The organism is Streptacidiphilus pinicola, assembly GCF_003258295.1.
GTDB classification, from domain to species: Bacteria; Actinomycetota; Actinomycetes; order Streptomycetales; family Streptomycetaceae; genus Streptacidiphilus; species Streptacidiphilus pinicola.
Genome location: NZ_QKYN01000088.1, coordinates 1 through 21,997, shown reverse-complemented (window position 1 = coordinate 21,997; position 21,997 = coordinate 1). Strand labels below are relative to the sequence as shown.

Annotated in this window: 22 protein-coding genes; 16 read left to right on the top strand and 6 right to left on the bottom strand. The window is 72.4% G+C overall.

The genetic code is table 11. From position 1 onward, the window contains the following. The first annotated feature begins 6 nt into the window (after positions 1–6). The 9 genes from DN069_RS22505 (at position 7) to DN069_RS22465 (ending at position 7,680) form a co-directional block, all read left to right on the top strand. Entirely contained in the window at positions 7–858 is an 852-nt protein-coding gene (locus DN069_RS22505) for a dihydroorotate dehydrogenase electron transfer subunit (protein WP_111503597.1), read from the top strand. A gap of 1 nt (position 859) precedes the next feature. After that, positions 860–1,879 carry a dihydroorotate dehydrogenase gene (locus DN069_RS22500; protein WP_111503595.1) on the top strand — a complete coding sequence of 340 codons (1,020 nt, stop codon included), beginning with the start codon at positions 860–862 and terminating at the stop codon, positions 1,877–1,879. 16 nt (positions 1,880–1,895) lie between these two features. Next, positions 1,896–2,729 carry an orotidine-5'-phosphate decarboxylase gene (gene pyrF, locus DN069_RS22495; protein ID WP_111503593.1) on the top strand — a complete coding sequence of 278 codons (834 nt, stop codon included), beginning with the start codon at positions 1,896–1,898 and terminating at the stop codon, positions 2,727–2,729. Between the two features lie 254 nt (positions 2,730–2,983). After that, positions 2,984–3,307, top strand: coding sequence for an integration host factor, actinobacterial type (mihF, locus tag DN069_RS22490; RefSeq protein WP_037610072.1), 324 nt, complete (start codon positions 2,984–2,986; stop codon positions 3,305–3,307). A gap of 61 nt (positions 3,308–3,368) precedes the next feature. Beyond that, positions 3,369–3,926, top strand: coding sequence for a guanylate kinase (gene gmk, locus DN069_RS22485; RefSeq protein WP_111503591.1), 558 nt, complete (start codon positions 3,369–3,371; stop codon positions 3,924–3,926). 44 nt (positions 3,927–3,970) lie between these two features. After that, entirely contained in the window at positions 3,971–4,240 is a 270-nt protein-coding gene (gene rpoZ / locus DN069_RS22480) for a DNA-directed RNA polymerase subunit omega (protein ID WP_042382490.1), read from the top strand. Between the two features lie 116 nt (positions 4,241–4,356). Next, positions 4,357–5,565, top strand: a complete 1,209-nt coding sequence (gene coaBC / locus DN069_RS22475) for a bifunctional phosphopantothenoylcysteine decarboxylase/phosphopantothenate--cysteine ligase CoaBC (protein WP_111503589.1) — start codon at positions 4,357–4,359, stop codon at positions 5,563–5,565. 180 nt (positions 5,566–5,745) lie between these two features. Next, the gene (metK, locus tag DN069_RS22470) at positions 5,746–6,954 is read left to right on the top strand and encodes a methionine adenosyltransferase (protein WP_111503587.1); all 1,209 of its coding nucleotides are present in this window, start codon (positions 5,746–5,748) and stop codon (positions 6,952–6,954) included. A 318-nt stretch (positions 6,955–7,272) separates the two neighbouring features. Next, positions 7,273–7,680: an aggregation-promoting factor C-terminal-like domain-containing protein gene (locus DN069_RS22465; RefSeq protein WP_111503585.1), complete on the top strand. Its 408-nt coding sequence runs from the start codon at positions 7,273–7,275 to the stop codon at positions 7,678–7,680. Positions 7,681–7,754: 74 nt separating this feature from the next. On the opposite strand, the gene DN069_RS22460 is transcribed toward DN069_RS22465, so the two are convergent. Beyond that, positions 7,755–8,183, bottom strand: coding sequence for a CBS domain-containing protein (locus tag DN069_RS22460; RefSeq protein WP_111503583.1), 429 nt, complete (start codon positions 8,181–8,183; stop codon positions 7,755–7,757). A 59-nt stretch (positions 8,184–8,242) separates the two neighbouring features. Here DN069_RS22460 and DN069_RS22455 point away from each other — a divergent pair, with 59 nt between their 5' ends. Next, positions 8,243–8,797, top strand: a complete 555-nt coding sequence (locus DN069_RS22455) for a GNAT family N-acetyltransferase (protein WP_165845598.1) — start codon at positions 8,243–8,245, stop codon at positions 8,795–8,797. Between the two features lie 7 nt (positions 8,798–8,804). Here the strand turns inward: DN069_RS22455 and DN069_RS40985 are convergent, their stop codons facing one another. Continuing rightward, positions 8,805–10,697: a putative Ig domain-containing protein gene (locus DN069_RS40985; protein ID WP_207892231.1), complete on the bottom strand. Its 1,893-nt coding sequence runs from the start codon at positions 10,695–10,697 to the stop codon at positions 8,805–8,807. A 207-nt stretch (positions 10,698–10,904) separates the two neighbouring features. Next, on the bottom strand, positions 10,905–11,711 hold the full coding sequence (gene lepB, locus DN069_RS22445) for a signal peptidase I (protein WP_111503579.1): 807 nt from the start codon (positions 11,709–11,711) through the stop codon (positions 10,905–10,907). Between the two features lie 125 nt (positions 11,712–11,836). Between lepB and DN069_RS22440 the strand changes: the two genes are divergently transcribed. From DN069_RS22440 to DN069_RS22425, 4 genes are read left to right on the top strand one after another with little or no spacing between them, the layout of a single operon-like run. Then, a complete protein-coding gene (locus DN069_RS22440) occupies positions 11,837–12,472 on the top strand; it encodes a TetR/AcrR family transcriptional regulator (protein ID WP_111503577.1) in 636 nt (211 codons plus the stop codon). Then, positions 12,462–14,144: an acyl-CoA dehydrogenase family protein gene (locus DN069_RS22435; protein WP_111503575.1), complete on the top strand. Its 1,683-nt coding sequence runs from the start codon at positions 12,462–12,464 to the stop codon at positions 14,142–14,144. Before DN069_RS22440 ends, DN069_RS22435 begins: the two co-directional genes overlap by 11 nt. 35 nt (positions 14,145–14,179) lie before the next feature. After that, positions 14,180–14,821: a DinB family protein gene (locus DN069_RS22430; protein WP_111503573.1), complete on the top strand. Its 642-nt coding sequence runs from the start codon at positions 14,180–14,182 to the stop codon at positions 14,819–14,821. 6 nt (positions 14,822–14,827) lie between these two features. Further along, positions 14,828–15,736, top strand: a complete 909-nt coding sequence (locus tag DN069_RS22425) for a phytoene/squalene synthase family protein (RefSeq protein ID WP_243639581.1) — start codon at positions 14,828–14,830, stop codon at positions 15,734–15,736. An 11-nt stretch (positions 15,737–15,747) separates the two neighbouring features. Here the strand turns inward: DN069_RS22425 and DN069_RS42450 are convergent, their stop codons facing one another. Further along, positions 15,748–16,503 (bottom strand): peptidylprolyl isomerase, encoded by a 756-nt coding sequence (locus DN069_RS42450; RefSeq protein WP_279387922.1) that lies wholly within the window; start codon positions 16,501–16,503, stop codon positions 15,748–15,750. A gap of 169 nt (positions 16,504–16,672) precedes the next feature. On the opposite strand from DN069_RS42450, the gene DN069_RS41785 reads away from it, so the two are divergent. Further along, entirely contained in the window at positions 16,673–16,996 is a 324-nt protein-coding gene (locus DN069_RS41785) for a hypothetical protein (RefSeq protein WP_243639578.1), read from the top strand. A 224-nt stretch (positions 16,997–17,220) separates the two neighbouring features. Beyond that, positions 17,221–21,093, top strand: a complete 3,873-nt coding sequence (locus DN069_RS41780) for a SpoIIE family protein phosphatase (RefSeq protein ID WP_243639577.1) — start codon at positions 17,221–17,223, stop codon at positions 21,091–21,093. 17 nt (positions 21,094–21,110) lie between these two features. Here the strand turns inward: DN069_RS41780 and DN069_RS22400 are convergent, their stop codons facing one another. Both DN069_RS22400 and DN069_RS40225 read right to left on the bottom strand, forming a co-directional pair. After that, entirely contained in the window at positions 21,111–21,479 is a 369-nt protein-coding gene (locus tag DN069_RS22400; RefSeq protein WP_111503571.1) for a YbjQ family protein, read from the bottom strand. Positions 21,480–21,495: 16 nt separating this feature from the next. Next, a partial coding sequence (locus tag DN069_RS40225) for a hypothetical protein (RefSeq protein WP_207892230.1) occupies positions 21,496–21,997 on the bottom strand: 502 nt, incomplete at its 5' end.

The window sequence follows — 21,997 nt, the reverse complement described above, 5'->3', positions numbered from 1 at the left end:
GGCACGATGGCGCACCCGGTGCAACGGCAGGCCGAGATCGTGGAGCTCTCGCCGGTGGGTGCCTACCACCGGCTCGTGCTGCGCGCGGAGGGCATCGCGGGGCGTGTGCTCCCCGGCCACTTCGCCGCCCTCGCCGTGGACCGCGCCGACGGCTCGCTGCTGCTGCGCCGGCCGTTCTTCGTGCACCGCGCCGACCCGGCGGAGGACACCATCGAGGTGGTCTTCGCCGAGGTCGGTGCCGGCACGCGGGCACTGGCACGGCAGCGGGTCGGGGACCTCGTGGACGTGGTCGCGCCGCTCGGCACCGCGTTCCCGGTCCCGACCGGTCCGGCGTCCGCGCTGATGGTGGCCGGCGGCTACGGCAGCGTCCCGCTCTTCGGCCTCGCCGACCGGATCACCGAGCAGGGCGGCTCGGTCGGCTTCATCCTCGGCGCCGCCTCGGCCGACCGTCTTTTCGGTGTCGAGCAGGCCCGGGCGCTCACCCCCGACGTGCTGGTGACCACCGAGGACGGCGGCTACGGGATACGCGGTCAGGTCACCCTGCCGCTCACCGAGGCGATGCGGGCCATCGAGGCCCGCGTCGTCTACGCCTCCGGGCCGACCGCCATGCTGCGGGCCGTGGCCGAGGTCTGCGCGAACGAGGAGGTCCGCTGCTTCACGGCCGTGGAACAGACGATGGCCTGCGGCGTCGGCGTCTGCATGTCCTGCGTGCTGCCGGTCGTCGGCGAGGACGGCGTCAGCCGGCTGGTGCGCTCCTGTGTGGACGGGCCGTGTTTCGACGGCTCCCGGGTGCGCTGGAAGGACTTCGGGACGGTTCCGCCCGATCTCGAGGGCGCCGCGGCGATGGGAGGCCACTGAGATGAGCGCCGCCGACCCGACCGTCTTCGTGCAGACCGGCTCGATCGAGGAGCCCCCGGACGCCGAGGCCGTCGACCTCACCGCGCCGTTCGGCGGCGGCACGCTGCCGAACCCGGTGACCACCGCCGCCGGCTGCGCCGGCTACGGGCGGGAGCTGGCCAAGTTCCTGCCGTTGGCGGAGCTGGGCTCGATCACCACCAAGACGATCACCGCGCAGCCGCGGGCCGGCCGCGCCACGCCCCGGGTGGCGGAGACGCCGAGCGGCCTGCTCAGCGGTGTCGGCCTGCAGGGCTCCGGCATCGAGCACTTCGTCGAGGCGGAGCTGCCGTGGCTGGCCGAGCGCGGCGCGCGGGTGCTGGTGTCACTGGCGGGGGAGAGCGTCGAGGAGTTCGCGGCGTGCGCCCGGGCGCTGAACGGGCAGCCCGGTGTGGTCGGCCTGGAGCTCAACCTCTCCTACCCGAACGCCGACAACCAGGGCCTGGTCTTCGCGTCCAACCCGGCCACCTCCCACGACGTGGTCCAGGCGGTCCGCGAGGTGGCCGATCCCGAGCTGCCCGTCTACGCCAAGCTGGCGCCGGACGTCACCTCGGTCACCGACGTCGCCAAGGCCTGCGTGCGCGCGGGGGCGGACGGGCTTTCGATGATCAACACCCTGCCGGGCGTCGTCATCGACACCGACACGCTCCGCCCGCGCCTCGCCCCGAGCGGTGGCACGGTCGTCGGCGGGCTCTCCGGCCCGGCGATCAAGCCGGTCGCGGTCCGCTGCGTCTACGAGGTGCACGCCGCGATGCGGGCGGGGGAGTGCGCCACCGTGCCGATCCTCGGCATGGGCGGCATCCGCACCGGCCTGGACGCCCTGGAGTTCGTCCTCGCGGGCGCCTCCGGTGTCGCTGTGGGAACCGCGATCTTCAACGACCCCACGGCGCCGCTGCGCGTCCTGGACGAGTTGCGCGAGGCCCTCGCCGCGCGCGGCTTCGCCAGGCTGACGGACGCCGTCGGCCTGGCCCATCACCAGAACTGAGAAGAGGAACAAGAACATGACCGCGCCCTTCGGTGCACGCCTGCGTCAGGCCATGGACGACCGCGGCCAGCTCTGTGTCGGCATCGACCCGCACGCCGCGCTGCTCGGCGCTTGGGGTCTCGGCGACGACGTGGCCGGTCTGGAGCGCTTCTCGCGGACGGTGGTGGAGGCGCTGGCGGACCGGGTCGCGGTGCTGAAGCCGCAGGCGGCGTTCTTCGAGCGGTTCGGCAGCCGCGGCGTGGCCGTGCTGGAGCAGTCGGTCGCCGAGGCACGCGCGGCCGGGGCGCTGGTGGTCATGGACGCCAAGCGTGGCGACATCGGCTCCACCATGGCGGCCTACTCCGAGGCGTTCCTCAGCGAGTCCAGCCCGCTCTTCTCCGACGCGCTGACCGTCTCGCCCTACCTCGGCTTCGGCTCTCTGCGGCCCGCCGTGGACCTGGCTCGCAAGAGCGGCTCCGGTCTGTTCGCGCTCGCGCTGACCTCCAACCCCGAGGGGGCTTCCGTGCAGCGCGCGGTCGGCGCGGAGGGCCGCACCGTCGCGCAGTCGATCCTGGCCCAGCTGGCCGCCGAGAACGCCGGCGCTGAGCCGCTGGGCTCCTTCGGCGCGGTCGTCGGCGCCACGCTGAGCGACGTGGACGAGGCGGACCTGGCGATCAACGGCCCCCTGCTGGCCCCGGGGGTCGGCGCCCAGGGCGCGACGATGGCGGACATCCCGCGGGTCTTCGGCGCGTCGGCGCGCAACGTGGTGCCGAGCGTCTCGCGGGACGTGCTGAAGCACGGCCCCTCCCTCTCTGGCCTGCGGGATGCCGCGCAGCGCTTCGTGGACGAGATCCGCGTGGCGGTGGGCTGATCCCCGCTCGTGAAGAGCTTGTGAACGGCCGGTGTGCGCGCTGAACTGCGCGTTCGCCGGCTGTTCCGTTTTGTGCCGAAAAATCCGCACGGATCGATCCCGAGACAGCCCTGAGCAGGACTTTTCTGCTCTTTTCCCTGACTATCGGCCCCAACAGCGGTAGGGTCCGGCCATAGGTAGTGAGGGAAGGGCCCTTCCCCCACCGACCTGCGCAAAGTCCTGTTCCATTCATTCGAAGTACTGAGGTGAACGGCGTGGCACTTCCGCCCCTTACCCCTGAGCAGCGCACGGCTGCGCTCGCCAAGGCAGCTGAGGCTCGCCGGGAGCGCGCCGAGATCAAGAACCGGCTCAAGCACAGCGGCGCCTCCCTGCACGAGGTCATCAAGGCGGGCCAGGAGAACGACGTCATCGGCAAGATGAAGGTCTCCGCCCTGCTGGAGTCCCTCCCGGGTGTCGGCAAGGTCCGGGCCAAGCAGATCATGGAGCGTCTGGGCATCTCCGAGTCGCGCCGCGTGCGCGGCCTCGGTACGAACCAGATCGCCTCGCTGGAGCGCGAGTTCGGCGGCGCTGTCTCCTGAACCCCACCGCTCGTGCCGCCCGATGGTTCGAGAACCCTCGCGGTTACTGGATAATCGGGGCATGAGTGAACGTCCGCGGCTGACCGTGCTCTCCGGCCCCTCCGGGGTCGGCAAGAGCACGGTCGTCGCTCATATGCGCAAGGCCCACCCGGAGGTCTGGCTCTCCGTCTCCTGCACCACCCGCAAGCCGCGGCCAGGGGAGCGGAACGGCGTCCAGTACCACTTCGTCGACGACGACCAGTTCGACAAGCTGGTGGCCAACGGCGAGCTGCTCGAGTGGGCCACCTTCGCCGGCAACCGCTACGGCACGCCGCGCCAGGAGGTGCTGCGGCGCCTCGAGGCCGGCGAGCCGGTGCTGCTGGAGATCGACCTGCAGGGCGCGCGCCAGGTGCGCGAGTCCATGCCGGAGGCGCAGCTGGTCTTCCTCGCGCCTCCCTCCTGGGAGGAGCTGGTCCGTCGCCTCACCGGCCGCGGCACCGAGTCCGCCGAGGTCATCGCCGAGCGGCTGACCACGGCCAAGGTGGAGCTCGCGGCCGAGAGCGAGTTCGACACGACCCTTGTCAACACCTCCGTCGAGGATGTAGCAGCCGAGCTGCTAGCCTTGATGCGCGTAGTCTGATTTTTTTCGGACTCTCCTTATCTTTTCGTTCGGAAGGTTCCCGCGTGTCCTCTTCGATGACAGCGCCCGAAGGCATCATCAACCCGCCGATCGATGAGCTGCTCGAGGCCACCGACTCCAAGTACAGCCTGGTGATCTACGCGGCCAAGCGCGCGCGTCAGATCAACGCCTACTACTCGCAGCTGGGCGAGGGCCTGCTGGAGTACGTCGGCCCGCTCGTCGACACCCACGTGCACGAGAAGCCGCTGTCGATCGCGCTGCGCGAGATCAACGCCGGTATGCTCACCGCCGAGGCCGTCGAGGCGCCGCAGTAGTCGGAGCCTGGCTCATGGGCTTGGACGCCGCGGAACGTCGGATCATCCCGACGCTCCGCGGCGTTCTTTTTTGAGTCGTCGCAGTCGTGTCGAGTGTGGGTCGGGAGTGGGTCGGGGTGTCCGGTAAGAACGTGGTCCTCGGGGTCAGCGGTGGGATCGCCGCCTACAAGGCGTGCGAGCTGCTGCGGCGTTTCACGGAGTCCGGCCACGCGGTGCGGGTGGTGCCCACCGAGTCGGCGCTGCACTTCGTCGGGGCGGCCACCTGGTCCGCGCTCTCCGGCCGGCCGGTGTCGACCGAGGTGTGGGAGAGCGTCCACGAGGTGCCGCACGTGCGGATCGGCCAGAACGCCGACCTGCTGGTCGTCGCCCCCGCCACCGCCGACATCCTGGCCAAGGCCGCCCACGGGCTGGCCGACGACCTGCTCACCAACACGCTGCTCACCGCGCGCTGTCCGGTCGTCTTCGCCCCCGCGATGCACACCGAGATGTGGGAGCACGCGGCCACCCAGGAGAACGTCGCCACGCTGCGCCGTCGCGGCGCGATCGTCATCGAGCCGTCCGTCGGGCGGCTGACGGGCGTCGACACCGGCAAGGGCCGCTTCCCCGAGCCCGAGGCGATCTTCGAGCTCTGTCGCCGCGTGCTGGACCGCGGCCCCGCGGCGGCGACCACCGATCTGGCCGGGCGGCACGTCGTCGTCTCCGCCGGCGGCACGCGTGAGCCGCTGGACCCGGTGCGCTTCCTGGGCAACATCTCCTCCGGCCGGCAGGGCTACGCCATCGCCGCGGTGGCCGCCGCGCGGGGCGCCAAGGTGACGCTGGTGGCCGCCAACACCGAGCTGCCCGACCCGGCCGGGGTGGACGTGGTGCGTGTCGGCACCGCGCTGGAGCTGCGGCAGGCCGTGCTCGGCGCCGCGGCGACCGCCGACGCGGTCGTCATGTCCGCCGCCGTGGCCGACTTCCGGCCGGCCGCCTTCGCGGCACAGAAGATCAAGAAGGTGGACGGCGTCGAGCCCGCCCCGGTCGAGCTGGTCCGCAACCCCGACGTGCTGGCCGAGATCTCGGCGGAGCGGGCCCGTCCCGGGCAGATCGTGGTCGGCTTCGCCGCGGAGACCAACGACGCGCTCGTCAACGGCCGGGCCAAGCTCGCCCGGAAGAAGTGCGACCTCCTGGTCGTCAACGAGGTGGGCGAGGACCGCGCGTTCGGCAGCGCCAACAACGAGGCCGTGGTGCTGGGCGCCGACGGCTCCGAGACCCCCGTTCCCTACGGGCCCAAGGCGGCTCTGGCCGACCTGCTGTGGGACCTGGTCGCCGCCCGATTTGCCTGACCGTTGCCGGTCGTGTCGGAATCGTGCCTCCGGCAGGGTGATCCAGAACATGAGATCCGGTGGACGCAACTCGCTGTCTGTTCGTTACACTCCGGACAGTAGTTCTCCAAGTCTTTCCGGATCGCCGGGCAATCCCGCCCGACCGGTTCAGTCAGCAGCCGCTGCAACCCAGGGAGCGCTGTGTCTCGCCGCCTGTTCACCTCCGAGTCCGTGACCGAAGGTCACCCGGACAAGATCGCTGACCAGATCAGTGACACCATTCTCGACGCCCTGCTGAAGGACGACCCGTCCTCGCGCGTCGCCGTGGAGACGTTGATCACCACGGGCCAGGTCCACGTCGCCGGTGAGGTGACCACCGCCGCCTACGCGCCCATCGCGCAGCTGGTGCGCGACAAGATCCTGGAGATCGGTTACGACTCCAGCAAGAAGGGCTTCGACGGCGCCTCCTGCGGCGTCTCGGTCTCCATCGGCGCGCAGTCCCCGGACATCGCCCAGGGCGTCGACTCCGCCTACGAGAACCGCGTCGAGGGCGACGAGGACGAGCTGGACAAGCAGGGCGCCGGCGACCAGGGCCTGATGTTCGGCTACGCGTGCGACGACACGCCGGAGCTCATGCCGCTCCCGATCTACCTGGCCCACCGCCTGTCGGCCCGCCTGTCCGAGGTCCGCAAGAACGGGACCATCCCGTACCTGCGTCCCGACGGCAAGACCCAGGTCACCATCGAGTACGACGGCGACAAGGCCGTCCGTCTCGACACCGTGGTCGTCTCCTCGCAGCACGCCTCGGACATCGACCTCGACTCGCTGCTGACCCCGGACATCCGCGAGTTCGTGGTGGAGCCGGAGCTCAAGGCGCTGGCCGAGCGCGGCATCGAGCTGACCGTCGAGGGCTACCGCCTGCTGGTCAACCCGACCGGTCGCTTCGAGATCGGCGGCCCGATGGGCGACGCCGGCCTGACCGGTCGCAAGATCATCATCGACACCTATGGCGGCATGGCCCGCCACGGTGGCGGCGCCTTCTCCGGCAAGGACCCGTCCAAGGTCGACCGCTCCGCCGCGTACGCGATGCGCTGGGTCGCCAAGAACATCGTCGCGGCCGGCCTGGCCAAGCGCGCCGAGGTCCAGGTCGCCTACGCGATCGGCAAGGCCGAGCCGGTCGGTCTGTTCGTCGAGACCTTCGGCACGGAGACCGTCCCGGTCGGCAAGATCCAGGAGGCGGTGACCAAGGTCTTCGACCTGCGTCCGGCCGCCATCATCCGGGATCTGGACCTGCTGCGTCCGATCTACTCCCAGACCGCCGCGTACGGCCACTTCGGCCGTGAGCTGCCGGACTTCACCTGGGAGCGCACCGACCGCGTCGAGGCCCTGAAGAAGGCCGTCGCCGAGTAGTCGCACCCCACGGAAGGGCGCGGAGCGAAAGCTCCGCGCCCTTCTTTTTTGTCCACTCGGTGGGGTTCGTCCGTCACGCTGAGCGAGATCGGCGGTGACCTGCGCCACGTGCAGATCGGGTCTACTAGCGGGAATAGGAGTCACGCCCCGTCGGGCTAAGCGTCAACATGCCGATAAGTCCGAATTGTCCACTATGGGGCATCGTATTTGGGCCTCTTGCACCATTTGGGCCAGTTCCTGCACGGTGGTTGTCGTCAGGCCGCGCCGCTCGATCGGCCGCCTGGTGACCTGCCCCCTAGCTCAGAGGTTCTGCTCCGTATGGCTTTCCGCATTCGTTCGCTGCGTACCCTGTCCGCCTCGATCGCCGGCGCCGGCATTCTCGCCTCCGCCGCCGTGGTCGGTATCGGCGGTGCCGCCCACGCCGACACGGCCATGGCGCCGAACGAGGCGCAGTCGCTCGCCGCGTCGATCGTGCCGGCCGACCAGCTCGCCTCCTTCGACCAGATCATCTCCCACGAGAGCGGTTGGAGCGTCACCGCGACCAACGCCTCCTCCGGCGCCTACGGCCTGGGTCAGGCCCTGCCGGGCTCCAAGATGGCCTCCGCCGGCGCCGACTGGCAGACCAACCCGGCCACCCAGATCAAGTGGGCGCTGAACTACATGGACTCCACCTATGGCAGCCCGAACGCCGCCTGGTCCTTCTGGCAGGCCCACAACTGGTACTGACCGAGCCGCGCACGCGCCGCCACGAGGCAGGGCCCCGTCCGACCGGACGGGGCCCTGCCTCGTTCTGTGTGGGGCTACTCGTCCTCGGCGCAGATCGCCGAAACGAACTCCGCGACGCGCGCCTGCGGCATGTGGCGGGCCAGGTCGGCCTCGCTGATCATGCCGATCAGTCGGTGCTCGGGGTGGTTGATCACCGGCAGTCGCCGGACTCGGTGCTGTTCCATCACCCGCAGCACCTGCTCGATGTCGTCCTCGCCCTCGATGGTGAGCGGACGCCCCTCGGCCAGCTCGCCGGCCGTGGTGGCCGACGGGTCCAGGCCCGCGGCGATGCACTTCACCACGATGTCGCGGTCGGTGAGGATGCCGAGCAGCTTGTCGTCCTCGCCGCAGATGGGCAGCGCGCCCACGCCGCGGTCCCGCATGAGCTTGGCCGCCGTGGCAAGCGACTCGTGCTCGGTGACGCACTGGGCGCCGGGGTGCATGATCTCCTGGGCTGTGGTCATGATGCGGCCTCCTGGGATACACGGCCAGCAGCAGTCACGACCATCGTAGGCTTCCTCGGGTGAGCTCACGTCCTCCGGTGCTGCGCACCGCACGTCTGCAACTGCTCCGGCTGGTGCCGGAGGACCTCGAAGCGGTCCACGCCATCCACGGGGACCCGCGCACCAACCGCTACAACCCCGACGGCGCGGCCTCGTTCGAGAGCTGCCGGCGCTGGCTCGGGACGTGGATCGCCGACTGGGAGCGCGAGGGCTTCGGCTACTTCGGCGTCGTCGAGCACGGCGCGCCGGACGAGGTGATCGCGATCGCCGGGCTCAAGGCCGCCGAGCTCCGGCTCGCCGAGGACCGGAGCGTGCGGGTGCTCAACCTCTACTACCGCTTCCGTCCCACCGCCTGGGGTCGCGGCCTGGCCCACGAGGCCGTCGGTGCCGCGCTGGACCACGTCCGCCCGCTCCGTCCGGAGCTGCCGGTCTGCGCGGTGATCCGGGACAACAACCTGCCTTCGCGGCGGCTGGCCGGGCGCCTGGGGCTGCGCGAAACGGCGGAGGTGGACGCGGCGGGACGCCGCGTCCACCTCCTGGGGGACGCCGATCTGCTACTGGCGCACTACTCCTGAGTGGGCGTCAGGAGGTGGTGACGTCGTCGTAGTAGGTGTAGGTCGGGTCGCCCGGGTAGTTGTCGTCCTTGTTGGTCAGGGTCAGCGTGTAGCTGTGGCCGGCCGTGATCGTGGTGGAGACCTGGGTCCAGGCGGAGCTGGCGGCGCAGGTCTTGGCCAGGACGGTCTTCGTGGTGCCGGTGGTGTTGTCCTTCAGCGTCGCCGTGGCCCAGTCGTAGGTGACCGTGTCCGGGCAGGTGTTGCTGTAGTAGAAGGACAGGTGGGTCGAGCCGGTCGGCGCGGTGAAGGTCTGCGCCGCGGTCGAGGTGTTGCTCGGGGTGGTCAGGCCCAGCATGGCCCCGTAGCTGCCCGAGTGCGCCGCCGAGGCGGTCACCGCGGCGTTGCCCGTGGTGGTCCAGCTGGAGAAGCTGCCCGTCTCGAAGCCGCCGTTGGCGACGCCGTTGCCGCCGCCACCGCCGGAGCTCTCGGTCCAGCTGAAGGAGGTGCTGCCGGATGCGCCGGTGGTGTCCTTCGCGGTGACCGTGACCGAGGAGGTGCCGGCCGTGGTCGGGGTGCCGGAGATCAGGCCGGAGGAGGAGATGCTCAGGCCCGCCGGGAGACCCGTGGCGGAGTAGGTCAGCGTCTGGCCGCTGGCCGAGTCGGAGCCGCTGATCTGCAGCGAGGCCGCGGTGCCGACGGTGCCGGTCTGGCTGCCCGGGTTGTTCACGGTGACGGTGTTACCGGTGCCGCCGTGGTTCAGGATGGCGTGCGACAGGTCGCACTCGTTGGTGTCGTTGGACCAGCTGGCCTGCTCGGCGAAGGTGCCGGTGCCCATGGTGACCATGCCGGCGCCGCCCGCGGTGCCCGGAGAGAGCCAGGCGCACTCGTCGGAGTTCTCCTGGCCGTTGTAGGAGCTGCCGGAGACGTGGTTGGTCCAGCCGCCCGCCGGGAACTGGTCGGACATTGTCTCGTGCCACTCGTGGCCGAGGGTCATCGTCCAACCGTCGAGCGTTCCGGGCGAGTTGATGAAGCCGACGCCGCAGCCCGAGCCGGAGTCCATGTTGTAGGGCTGGTTGGAGAACGCCAGGTCGCCGTAGGGGCTGTTGACCGCACCGCCGGTCAGCGAGGAGTCGCCGGTGTAGTCGTGCCAGGCGCAGTACTGGCCCTGGTAGTTGTCCGGGTTGGTGCCCGTCGGCGACAGGATCACGTAGTACGCGTCACGGTTGGACGCGGCCGTGGTGTTGCCGAAGTGGCCGGCCGCGTTGACGGCCTCCGTGCCCAGCTGGTTGCCGGACGCCGCGGACGGGGAGGCACCCGAGTTGTCGTACCAGACGCCGGAGAGCACGCCGCCGCTCTGGTACGGCACGAAGCTGGCGTTGGACGGGCAGCTGACCGCGCCGCTCGCGACGTTGGGACCGTCGCACCACTGGGTCAGGTCCGCGGACCAGGTCTCGCCGCCGGTGCCGATGTCCTTGAACATCTCCTGCGCGACCGGGGCGGCGCCGTCGGCGTCGCCGGAGAAGGTCGCGTCACCGCTGCTGTTGGTGGACTGCGAGCCCCACTGGTTGCCGTAGAAGACCAGGTAGACCTTGGCGTGGCCGTCGAGCACGCCCACGCCGTTGGTCCCGCCGCCGTAGCTCAGCGTCTCCGGGCCGGTGGCCGTCGTCGCCTGGTGCGAGGCGTGCCCGTCGGCCCACTGCTTCATCTTGGCGTCCTGACCCAGGGTCGGGAGCACGCCGTGACGGTAGGAGTGACCGTAGGCCGGGTCGTAGGGGTTGCTCACGGAAGAGCCGTGGTCAGCCGCCGGGGCGGCCGTGGCGGGGGTGGTGGCCACGGCCAGTGCCGCGGCGGAAGCGAGGGAGAGCGAGGCGAGGCCGGTCACGGCCAGGCGGCGCCATTCTCGCCGAGGGGGGTTGCCCATCTTGGGGGTGGTCCTCTCTGCACTCTGCCGGCCGCCCGGCCTGGTCGGCACGGGCGGTGGTGCCTTGCACGCAGAACGCCCGTCCTGGCCCGGATCCGGGAGACGGGGAGAAGAGCTGGAGGAGCAGCCAGCGCTTACACCACTGGCCGGGGTGTAGCAAAGCAGAGTTGTTGACCGGCGGTCAACAGTGCGTACCGGACTGGCTGTTCAGGCCCGTCCGCGGCGGCGGCGCCGACCCCGGCCGAGCAGGGCCGCGCCGGAGAGCGGCAGCAGCACGAGCGTCGCGAGCGCGATCGGCTCGGCCACCCCGTCCCCGGGTCGGGGCAGGCCCGCCTGGTGGAAGGTGTCGGGCTCCGGCAGCGTCGCCCAGCGGCCGACCGGCCACACCACCACGTCCGCGCGCCCCACCACGTCCGCGACCGGCACGAAGCCACCGTCCCGGCCGGCCCGGCGCTGGGTGCGCGAGTCGGCCGAATCGTTGCGGTGGTCGCCCATCACCCACAAGTCGCCCTTGGGCACCACGACGGTGCCGACCGCGTCGTTGTCGCAGGGCGTCGCGCCCGGGTAGAGGTACGGCTCGTGCAGCACGACGCCGTCCACGCGCAGCGGTCGGCCGGCCTGGCAGCTCACCGTGTCCCCGCCGACCGCGATCACCCGCTTGATCAGGTAGCTGTCGTCGGCCGAGGGCATCAGCCCGACGTCGCTGAGCACGGACTGCACGTCGTGGCCGAGGCCGGGGTGGGGCTGCGGCGCCTCCGGGGTGCCGTCGAGCCAGTGGTCGGGGTCCTTGAACACCACCACGTCGCCCCGGGCGGGCGTGGCGCCGAACCACGGGCTGAACTTGTCGACGAGCACCCGGTCGCCCTTGAGCAGCGTGTTGTTCATCGAGCCGGAGGGGATCGAGAACGCCTGGAAGAAGAACGTCTTCACCAGCACCGCGATGACGAGCGCGGCCCCGACGACCACGATCGTCTCGCGCAGCAGTGACCGACCGCCGCGTCCGGATTCAGCCATGGATCCCCCCACCGTCGCCCGTTCCTCGACCGTTCAACGCGGGCGAGTTCCCGGGGGCGGGCCGGCCCGCCGGACACCGCGGCGCGGCGGTTCCGCAAAGGTCTGAATCGTGGTTCACTTCTTGCATGGCCTATCGCGAGACCCCCGCCGTGCGGATGCGTCTTGACGCGGCGCGGGAGCGGCTCGTCGAGGAGGCGACCGCCGTCGTCGCCGAGGTGGGCTGGGCCGGCGCGTCCGTCGGCGCGGTGGCGGCGGCCGCCGGGATGTCGGCGGGCTCCGTGTACCAGCACTTCGCGTCCAAGACCGCGCTCGCCGTCGAGGTCTTCCGGCGGGCGGCCGGGCGGGAGGTCGAGGTGCTCGGCGCGGTGCTTCGCGACGGCAGCGGCGACGCCGTGGCACGGCTGGCCTGCGGGGTCGAGGTGTTCGCCCGCCGCGCCTTCGAGCGGCGCGGGCTCGCCTACGCCTTGCTCGCCGCCCCGGCCGACGAGTCCGTCGGCGCCGAGCGGCTGGAGTTCCGGCGGCGCTACCGCGCCCTGTTCGCGGCGGTGGTCCAGGAGGGCATCGCGGCCGGGCTGCTGCCGCCGCAGGACCCGGAGATCACCGCGGCCGCGCTCACCGGAGCCGTCGGCGAGGTCCTCGTCGACCCGCTCGCCGTCCCCGGCAGCGACGCGGCCGCCGAGGCGCTGCTCGCCGGACTCACCGCGATGGCGCTGCGCTGCGCCGGCGCACGAACCCTGCCAGGAGGCAACGATGACGCATGACCTGCCCCGCAGTGAACCGCTCGCCCGCACCCACGAGGTGACCAACCAGCCCTCGCCGCTGGTCGGGCACGACGTCGCCGCCGACCCGGTGCTGCTGGAGGGTCTGCACCGCGAGGGCGCCGGCTGGTACGAGGAGGACCTGCACCGGGTCGGCCGGCTGGCCGGCAGTGAGCAGGTGCAGCACTGGGCCGACCAGGCCAACCGCAACGAGCCGGAGCTGCGCACCCACGACCGCTACGGCCACAGGATCGACGAGGTCGAGTTCCACCCGGCGTACCACCAGCTGATGGACGTCGCCGTGCGCGAGGGACTCGCGGGCGCGCCGTGGGCCGACACCCGGCCCGGAGCCCATGTCGCCCGCGCGGCGGGCTTCATGGTGTGGAGCACGCCCGAGTCGGGCCACGGCTGTCCGGTCTCGATGACCTACGCCGTCGTCCCTGCGCTCCGCACCCAGCCCGAACTCGTGGCCCAGTACGAGCCGTTGCTCACCAGCCGGGTCTACGAGCCGGGCCTTTCGGCCCCGCTGGGCAAGCGCGGCCTGCTGGCCGGGATGGGCATGACCGAGAAGCAGGGCGGCACCGACGTGCGCGCCAACACCACCACGGCCGTCGAGAGCGCGGACGGCAGCTGGCGGCTGCGCGGCCACAAGTGGTTCACCAGCGCCCCGATGAACGACCTCTTCCTGGTGCTGGCCCAGGCCCCCGGCGGGCTCTCCTGCTTCCTGGTGCCGCGGGTGCTGCCGGACGGCAGCCGGAACACCTTCCGGATCCAGCGGCTCAAGGACAAGCTCGGCAACCGGTCGAACGCCAGCAGCGAGCCGGAGTTCGACGACACGGTGGCCTGGCTGGTCGGCCCGCAGGGGCAGGGCGTGCGCACCATCATCGGCATGGTCGCCGCCACCCGGCTCGACTGCGTCCTCGGCTCCGCCTCCGGCATCCGCGCCGCCCTCGCCCAGGCCGACCACCATGTGTGCCACCGCGCGGTGTTCGGCGTGACGCTGATCGACCAGCCGCTGATGCGCAACGTCGTCGCCGACCTCGCGCTGGAGTCCGAGGCGGCGACCACGCTGGCGCTGCGCCTCGCCGGCGCGACCGACCGCGCGCAGCGCGGGGACGCGCAGGAGCGCGCGTTCCTGCGGCTGGCCACGGCGGTCGGCAAGTACTGGGTCTGCAAGCGGCAGCCGGCGGCCGTCGCGGAGGCGCTGGAATGCCTGGGCGGCAACGGCTATGACGAGGCGTCAGGCCTGCCGCGGCTCTACCGCGACGCCCCGCTGAACGGCATCTGGGAGGGCTCGGGCAACGTCCAGGCCCTGGACGTGCTGCGGGTGCTGGCCCGCGAACCGGAGGCGGTGCACGCCTTCGCCGCCGAGATCGAGGCCGCCAAGGGCGTCGACGCCCGCCTCGACGCGGCGTGGGAGCAGGCACGTGCGCAGCTGACGGCCGCCGCCGCGGCCGCGCCGGGCGAGGTCCAGCGCGGCGCCCGCCGCCTGGTCGAGTCCCTCGCCCTCGTGCTTCAGGGCTCCCTGCTGGTCCGCCACGCCCCCCACGACGTCGCCGACGCCTTCTGCGCCTCCCGCCTGGGCGCGGACCGCGGCCTCGCCTTCGGTACCCTCCCCGACGGCGTGGCGCTGGAGAAACTGCTCGCCCGCACCCCTGCGGGGCTGCGAGACTGACGCAAGATCAACCGGCTTATGGAGGTGGCTGCGGCATGACGGTTCCTGGGCGGCTCGCGCCGCTGCTCGACCAGTACGACTTCGGGTGCACCCGCCTGGTGCAGCGCCTCGGCGGACCGCTGCTCGACAGCGGCAACGGCCTGGAGGTCCCGGTGCCGACGCTGACCGACGCCGAGTACCGGTGGGAGCCGGCCGCGGGCATGTGGAGTGTCCGGCGGCGCGCCGACGGCGTGCTGGGCGAGGGCGCCACGGTGCTGGTCGGCGCGGGGGAGTGGGGGCGCGACGCCGCGCCCGTCCATCCGGTACCGCCGCCCTTCACCACCCTCGCCTGGCGGCTCAGCCACCTCGCCGAGATGCTGGCGCTGCGCGCCGACCACACCGTCGGCGCGCACCGCCTCACCCGCGACGACCACGTCACCCCTGGCGACGCGGTCGGTGCGCTCGCCGCGTTCGAGGCCGCCGCCCAAGCCTGGCGCGAGGCGCTGCTGGCGGTTCCGGACGAGGCGACGCTCGACCGGATCGGCCACAGCCAGTACCCCAACGGCAGCGACCCGGAGGACCGGTTCCTGGACACCGTCTGGTGGGTCAACCAGGAGATCCTCCACCACGGCGCCGAGATCGCCCTGCTGCGCGACCTGTACCGCGAGCGGGGCCGGTGGTCGGCTGTGCCAGGCTGATCACCCGTGAGCCCTCTCCGTCCTCCCGCCCGCTGGTCCCGCACGCTCGACGCCGCGGGCGTCACCGACCCAGCCCTGCGGGCCGCGTACAGCGCGCAGCGCGCGGTGGTCCGGCGCTTCAAGCCCGAGGGCTACCTCGCCGTCCGTCTGTTGGTCCCGCCGGAGTTGGTGCCGCACGTCGTCGTGGCGACGGCGTTCATGCACCGGACGGACGACTTGCTGGACTCCGGCCCGGTGGAGCAGCGACGGGACGCCTTCGGCGCGTGGGAGCGCGACGTCCGGGCGGGGTTGCGCGGTGAGCGCACGGCGCAGGACCCGCTCGTCCGGGCCTTGGCCTCCTCGTGCGGGCTGGTGCCGCCCCTGGGGGAGCGGGTCTCGGCGTTCCTCGACACCGCGCTCACGGATCTCGACTTCTCGGGCTTCGCGACCGAGGCGGACTACCAGGACTACCTCGACGCGTACTCGCTGCCCGCGGTGCTGGTGGCGAGCGTGCTCACCCCGCTGACACCGGAGATGCGCGTCGCCTGCCGCGCCTGGATCGACGGCGGCCAACGGCTCGACTCCGTCACCGACCTCGCCGAGGACCTGGCCGCCGGCCGCCTGACGGTTCCGCAGGAGACGCTCGCCGCCTTCTCCGTCACCCGCGACGACCTGGCCGCCGCCCGCGACACCCCTGCGGTGCGGGCTCTGCTGACGCACCTGCTGGACCTCGCTGACGACTCCCTCGCCAAGGGGGCGGTCCTGGCCGAACTCACCCGGCCCGCGAGCCGCCCCATGGTCCGCGCCCTGCTCGGCCTCGACGACCTCACCGCCCGCGCGGCGCGCGCCAAGGGCGCCGCCCTGCTACGGGACGGCGCCCGGCCTTCCGTTCCCGGCGCGCTGCGCTTGCTGCTCCGGGAAGTGGCCGCCCGCTAGGGGCGCGTGGTTCAGCCCCGGACGAGCTGGGCCTTGTGGATCTCGACCGGGAGGGTCGGGAAGCCGTCGCCCGGGCCGTTCTGGTCGTCCTCGCCGGCGGCGGCGATCTTGGCCAGGACGTCCATGCCCGCGGTGACGCGCCCGAACGGCGTGTAGGCGGGGGAGAGCTTGGTGTCCTTCCAGACGAAGAAGAACTGGCTGCCGTTGGTGTTCGGGCCCGCGTTGGCCATCGCGACCGTGCCTGCGGGGTAGGTCGCGCCGGCGAGGTTCTCGTCGTTGAACGAGTAGCCGGGCGCGCCGCTGCCGGTGCCGGTGGGGTCGCCGCACTGCAGCACGTAGATGCGCTGGGTCGTCAGGCGGTGGCAGTGGGTGTGGTCGTAGAAGCCGTGCTGGGTCAGGAAGCGGAACGAGAAGGTCGTGCACGGCGCCGCGGCCGTCAGCGCCTGGACGGTGATCGCGCCCTGGCTGGTGTGCAGCTTGACCGAGAACGGCTTGGCGGCCTGCTGCGCGTCGAAGACGGGGATGCCCTTGAACCGGTCCGCCGGGACCGAGGCCACGAAGCCGCAGGGGTTCGCGGCCGTCGCCGCGTGCAGGTGCGCGGCGGCCGCGTGCGGGGCCGGGGCGAGGCTCTCGCTGCCCGTGCCGCCCGAGGCGTCCGCCGCGGCAGTGGTGCCGAGGCCCAGCACGAGCGCGGAGGCGGCGGCGAGCGGGAGCCAGCGGCGGCGGGGCGTGGCGGTGCGGCGGTTCCGGCGGGGGAACGAGGGCATCGGGGGGTCCTTCCGGGGACAACGGTGTCCGTGCTCTGACATGACCCGAATGGACTTCCCCGCGGTGTGCTGGACTACGCGCCTCCGCTTGCCCGCGCGTACCGTGGAGGTGTCCGGCGGGACGTTCACACAGCTCAGCCGGGGTCGTGACCACGGAGGTGGACACACGATGAAACTGCTCCAACGACACAAGAAGCCCACCCAGCCCATGGGGACCACACCCGGTGGCCGCACCGACGACGTGGTCGACAGTGAGGGCGGCAGCTTCCACCACGCGGACCAGCAGCCGCTGGTCGACGTCGCGCCGTACGGGTCCGACAGCCGCTACCGCCTGGTCCGGATGGGCGGTGGGCAGCCCGAACCGCTGGCCCGGGAGGAGTTCGTGCCGCGGGTGCACCAGGTCTTCCCGCAGCTCGATCTCGACGACGCGGAGCTGGTCCACTGGGCCGACCGGCCGTGGGAGTGGCCGCCCTGGCACCCGGGCCAGGCCTGAGCCGGCATGCCCCGTGACCTGGGAAGGTCGCGGGGCATGCGGTTGCCCTCCGGCGCCCGTCCGCCGACCGGCCGCGCCCCGAACGGGGGGCCCTGGACGCGCGGCGGTAGGCACTCACGGGAAGAATGGGGAGGAAGTTCCCACACGGTGCGGGCTGCACGGCGCAGCCGGCGCACCCGACACGCGGGTGCGCGGTCGGCTGTCTTCTGGGCGGTTACCTGGCGATGCGATCCGAGGAGCAGGGCAGCGCGCAGCCGGGCGGCGGCGGGCTCGGCCCCGGTCGCGCGGCCGGGGCGGAGACGCGCCCGCCGGGTCTGCTGACGATACCGATCGCGACGGCGCTGATCCTGGACGACGGCACCATCCTGCACTGGAGCAAGGACGCCGAGTCGCTGCTGGGCTACAGCCCGGCCGAAGCGATCGGTCGCCGGGCCGCGGACCTGCTCACCACGCCGCAGAACCGCGAACTCGTGCTCGGTCTCTTCGCCTCGATCCTGGCCGGGCGGGACTGGTCCGGGGTCTTCCCGGTGCGGCACCGCGACGGACACCTGGTGAACCTGGAATTCCGCACGCATCCGCTGAAGGGCCCCAACGACCACCCGCTGGTGCTGGCCGTCGCCTCCGACGTGCGTTCGCTGCGTCAGCTGGAGTCCGACCTGGCGGTGCTGGACAGCTTCTTCACCCAGGCTCCCGTCGGGATGGCCGTCTACGACGAGCAGCTGCGCTTCGTCCGGCTCAACGACGCCCTCGCCGACATGAACGGGGTGTCGATCACCGAACACCTCGGCCGCAGGGTCACCGAGGTGCTGCCGGGGCTGAACGGCGAGGAGATCGAAGCGGTCATGCAGCAGGTGCTGACCAGCGGCGACCCGGTGGTCGACGCCCGGTCGCACGGCATCACCCCGGGCGATCCCGACCACGAGCGCGCCTGGTCCGCGTCCTACTTCCGGCTGGAGGAGCCCACCGGCCGGGTGCTCGGCGTCAGCTCGACCATCGTCGACGTGACGGCCCGGTTCCGGGCGGAGCAGCGCGCGGCGGCCGCCCGGCAGCGCCTGGAGGTGCTCTCCGACGCGAGCGCCCGCATCGGCACCACGCTGGAGCTGGTCCGCACCGCCCGCGAGCTGGTCGAGGCCATGGTGCCGCGGGTCGCCGACGTGGCCGGCGTCTTCGTGATGGACCACCTCGTGACGGCCTCCCAGGGTGACGGCCACCCCGAGCAGCACGCGGATCCCGCACCGTCCGCCCGCCCCGAAGGGCGTTCCGATCAGGACGGCGAGGGGCAGCCCGCCGCGGTCCGCCCGGCGAGCGGCCTGCCGCGGACCGTCCGGCGGCTCGCCGTCGCGGGCTTGGAGGAGCGCGCCGACGACCGGTCGGGCTCCGACCGGGACAACGACCCGAGGCGCGTCGCGGGCCTCGCCGTTCCGCCGCGCTCCGGCTACGCCGTCGCCATGGCCACCGGCCGCACCGTCACCCTGCCGCCCGAGCAGGCGGACCACCTGCTGACCACGCTGCTCGGCGCCTCATCCGGGGACGCCGAGGGCCTGGCCGGTCCGGTGCGGATCACGCCGCTGGTGGCGCGCGGGACCGTCCTCGGCATGGTGGTCTACCTGCGGCGGCGGGATCGGGCGGCGTTCGAGGACGAGGACGTGACCCTCGGCGACGAGCTCGCCTCCCGCGCCGCCGTCGCCGTCGACAACGCCCGGCTCTACCTGCGCGAGCACCAGACGCTGCTGGCCCGCCAGCTGGCGCTGGAGGAGGCCAACGCGGCCCGCAAGCGCCTGGCGCTGGTCAACGAGGCCTCCGCCCGCATCGGCACCACGCTGGACCTGCAGCGCACCGCGCAGGAGCTGGCCGAGGTGGCGTCACCGGGGCTCGCCGACAGTGTCGTCGTGGAGATCCTGGAGGACATCGCCCACGACGACCACGGCTCGATCGAGCCGCGCGGGCCCGCCGACCGGTCCGCGCTGCTGCGCCGGCTCGGCTACCACAGCTCCCCGGGCGCCGGCATCAGGCCGATCTCTCCCGTCGGCAGCGTGCAGCGCTTCCACCCGGCCACGCCCTACGCCTGGTGCCTGGCCCACCGGCGGCCCGTGCTGGTGCCGGAGCTGGACGAGCAGGCGCTGCACTGGTTCGACGCCGACCCGGCCCGGGCCAAGGCCGTGCGGGAGGACGGGGTGCGGTCGTTCATGATCGTGCCGCTGATCGCGCGCGGCGCGGCTCTCGGCGTCGCCTGCTTCTACCGGGTCGTCACCGACCGCCCCTACGACCAGGAGGACCTCGCCCTGGCCGGCGAGCTCGCCTCCCGGGCGGCCGTCGCGATCGACAACGCCCGCCTGTTCACCCGCGAGCGCGACGCCTCCAACGCCCGCGAGCAGGCGCTGGTCGACGCCCAGGCCGCGCAGGGGCGGCTGGCGCTGCTCAACGACGCCAGCAACCAGATCGGCACCACGCTCGACCTGCAGCGCACCGCCGAGGAGCTGGTCGAGCTGGTGGTGCCGCGGTTCGCCGACTTCGTCACCGTGGACCTGCTGGACGCCGTGGTGCAGGACGGGTTCACCGAGGAGGACCAGCCGCTGATGCCCGAGAACGGGCGGGTGCTGCTGCGGGCCGTCGCCGTCGGGGAGGTCACCGGGCACGCCCTGGGCAGCGCCGCGGACCAGGTCGGGCAGGTCTCCCGCTCGGCCGCGATCTACGCCGAGAGCCTGCGCACCGGCCGCTCGATCCTGATCGGCGAGGTCGACCAGGCGTCGATGAACCGGATCACCGCGCACCCGGACCGCGTCGACCCCGCCATCCAGGCGGGCGTCCACTCGTATCTGATGGTCCCGCTGCTGGCCCGCGGTCAGGTGCTGGGCGGCGCCGAGTTCATCCGGATGCGCCACAACCCCAAGCCCTTCGACGAAGCCGACGTCGCGCTCGCCGAGGAGCTCGCCTCCCGGGCGGCCGTCGCCATCGACAACGCCCGCCTGTACCGGCGCGAGCGGACCACCGCGCTGATGCTCCAGCACAGCCTGCTGCCGCAGGAGATCCGCACCACCCCCGGCCTGGAGATCGCCTACCGCTACCTGCCCGCCAGCGTCATCAGCGAGGTCGGCGGCGACTGGTTCGACGTCATCCCGCTCTCCTGCGGCCGGGTCGCCCTCGTCGTCGGTGACGTCATGGGCCACGGCATGCGCGCCGCCGCCAGCATGGGCCAACTGCGCACCGCCGCACGGACGCTGATCGGCATGGACCTCGCCCCCGACCGGGTGCTGCGCCGTCTCGACGAGACCGCGGCGGCGATGGGCGAGGCCCAGTTCGCCACCTGCGTCTGCGCCGTCTTCGACCCGCTCGACGGCCGCGTCGTGCTCGCCTCGGCCGGCCACCTGCCGCCGGTCCTGGTCGAGCCCGACGGCGCCGCGCAGCTGCTGATCCTGCCGACCGGCGCACCGCTCGGCGTCGGCGGCGTGCCGTTCGAGGCCGTCACCTTCACCCTGCCCGGCGAGGCGCTGCTCTGCCTCTACACCGACGGCCTGGTCGAACGCCGCGGCCGCGACCTGGATGTGGGCCTGGAGCTGCTGCGCGACACCGTCGCCGAGCACCGCACCTCGCTCGAACAGCGCTGCGACGCCGTGCTGGAGGCCCTGGCGGCCGGCAACAGCGAGGACGACATCGCCGTCATCCTCGCCCGCGTGCTGCCGCGCCGTCCCGACTGGATCGCCGTGCTGGAGCTCTCCGAGGACCCCGAGGTGGTCGGGGTGGCCCGCCGCTTCGTTCGCGAGACGCTCGCGGCCTGGCAGCTCACCAGCCTGACGGACGTGGCCCAGCTGCTGGTCAGCGAGCTCGTGAGCAACGCCCTGCTGCACGCAGGCCACCCGACGCAGCTGCGCCTGATCCGCGACCGGGTGCTGAGCATCGCGGTCGCGGACACCGACGCCCGCGCGCCCCGCGTCCGCCACGCCGAGGCCGACGACGAGGGCGGCCGCGGCATGCACCTCATCAACGAGCTCGCCTACCGCTGGGGCAGCCGCGCGACGGTGGACGGCAAGCTGGTCTGGCTGGAGCTGGAGATCCCGCTGGGCGCGAACGCGGCGATGAGCGGGACCGGCGCGCCCTGAGGTGGTGCAACCGCCCGTCAGGAAGCAGGGCTGATCACGGCCGCCGTGCCGTAGGCGCAGACCTCCGTGCCCATGCCGGCCGCGTCGGAGACGTCGAAGCGCATCATCAGGATCGCGTTGGCGCCGCGGGCGCGGGCCTGTTCGACCAGGCGGTCCATCGCCTGGTTGCGGCTGGCCACCAGGGTCTTGGTGAGGCCGCGCAGCTCGCCGCCCGCGAGGGACTTGAGGCCCGCGCCGATCTGGCTGCCGATGTTGCGCGAACGCACCGTCAGGCCGAAGACCTCGCCGATGATCCGGTCCACCCGGAAGCCGGGGACGTCGTTGGTCGTCACGACCAGGACGTCCTCCGTGTGCTGACCGCCGCCGTAGTCGCTGATGTCCGTCATGGTGTCATTCTGCGGCTCAGCGGTAGTCGGTGTAGTGGTCGACACGCACGCCGCTCGGGTCGTAGAGGTCGATGACGGAGATCACCTGACCGGGTGCCACCGGCAGCACGGCGCCCAGCGTGGTCGAGCCGGGGAGACGGACGGCGTCGGCCTTCCGGCTGGTGCCGTCCATGAAGGTGACCACCACCCGGGCCAGCCTGTCCGAGCCGAACGCCGTGATCAGGCGCAGCGGGCCGCCGCGTGCGACGTGCACGCCGACCGACTCGCCCGGCGTGATCATGGTCAGGGGCAGGCAGTTGTTCCAGTAGCCCGCGGGCGCGTCCACCACGGCGCTGCCGATCGTCAGGTGCAGGCAGAAGTTCGGGCTCGTCAAGTGCGCCTGAGCGTGCCAGTCGACCCCGTCCAGGGTGCCCGCCGCGAGGTTGAACGTGATCGGGCCGGTCGGGGTGGGGATGGAGGGTGAGGGCGACGGGGGAGGGGACGCGGGCGCCGAGGCCGTGGGCCGGGGCGCCGCGGCC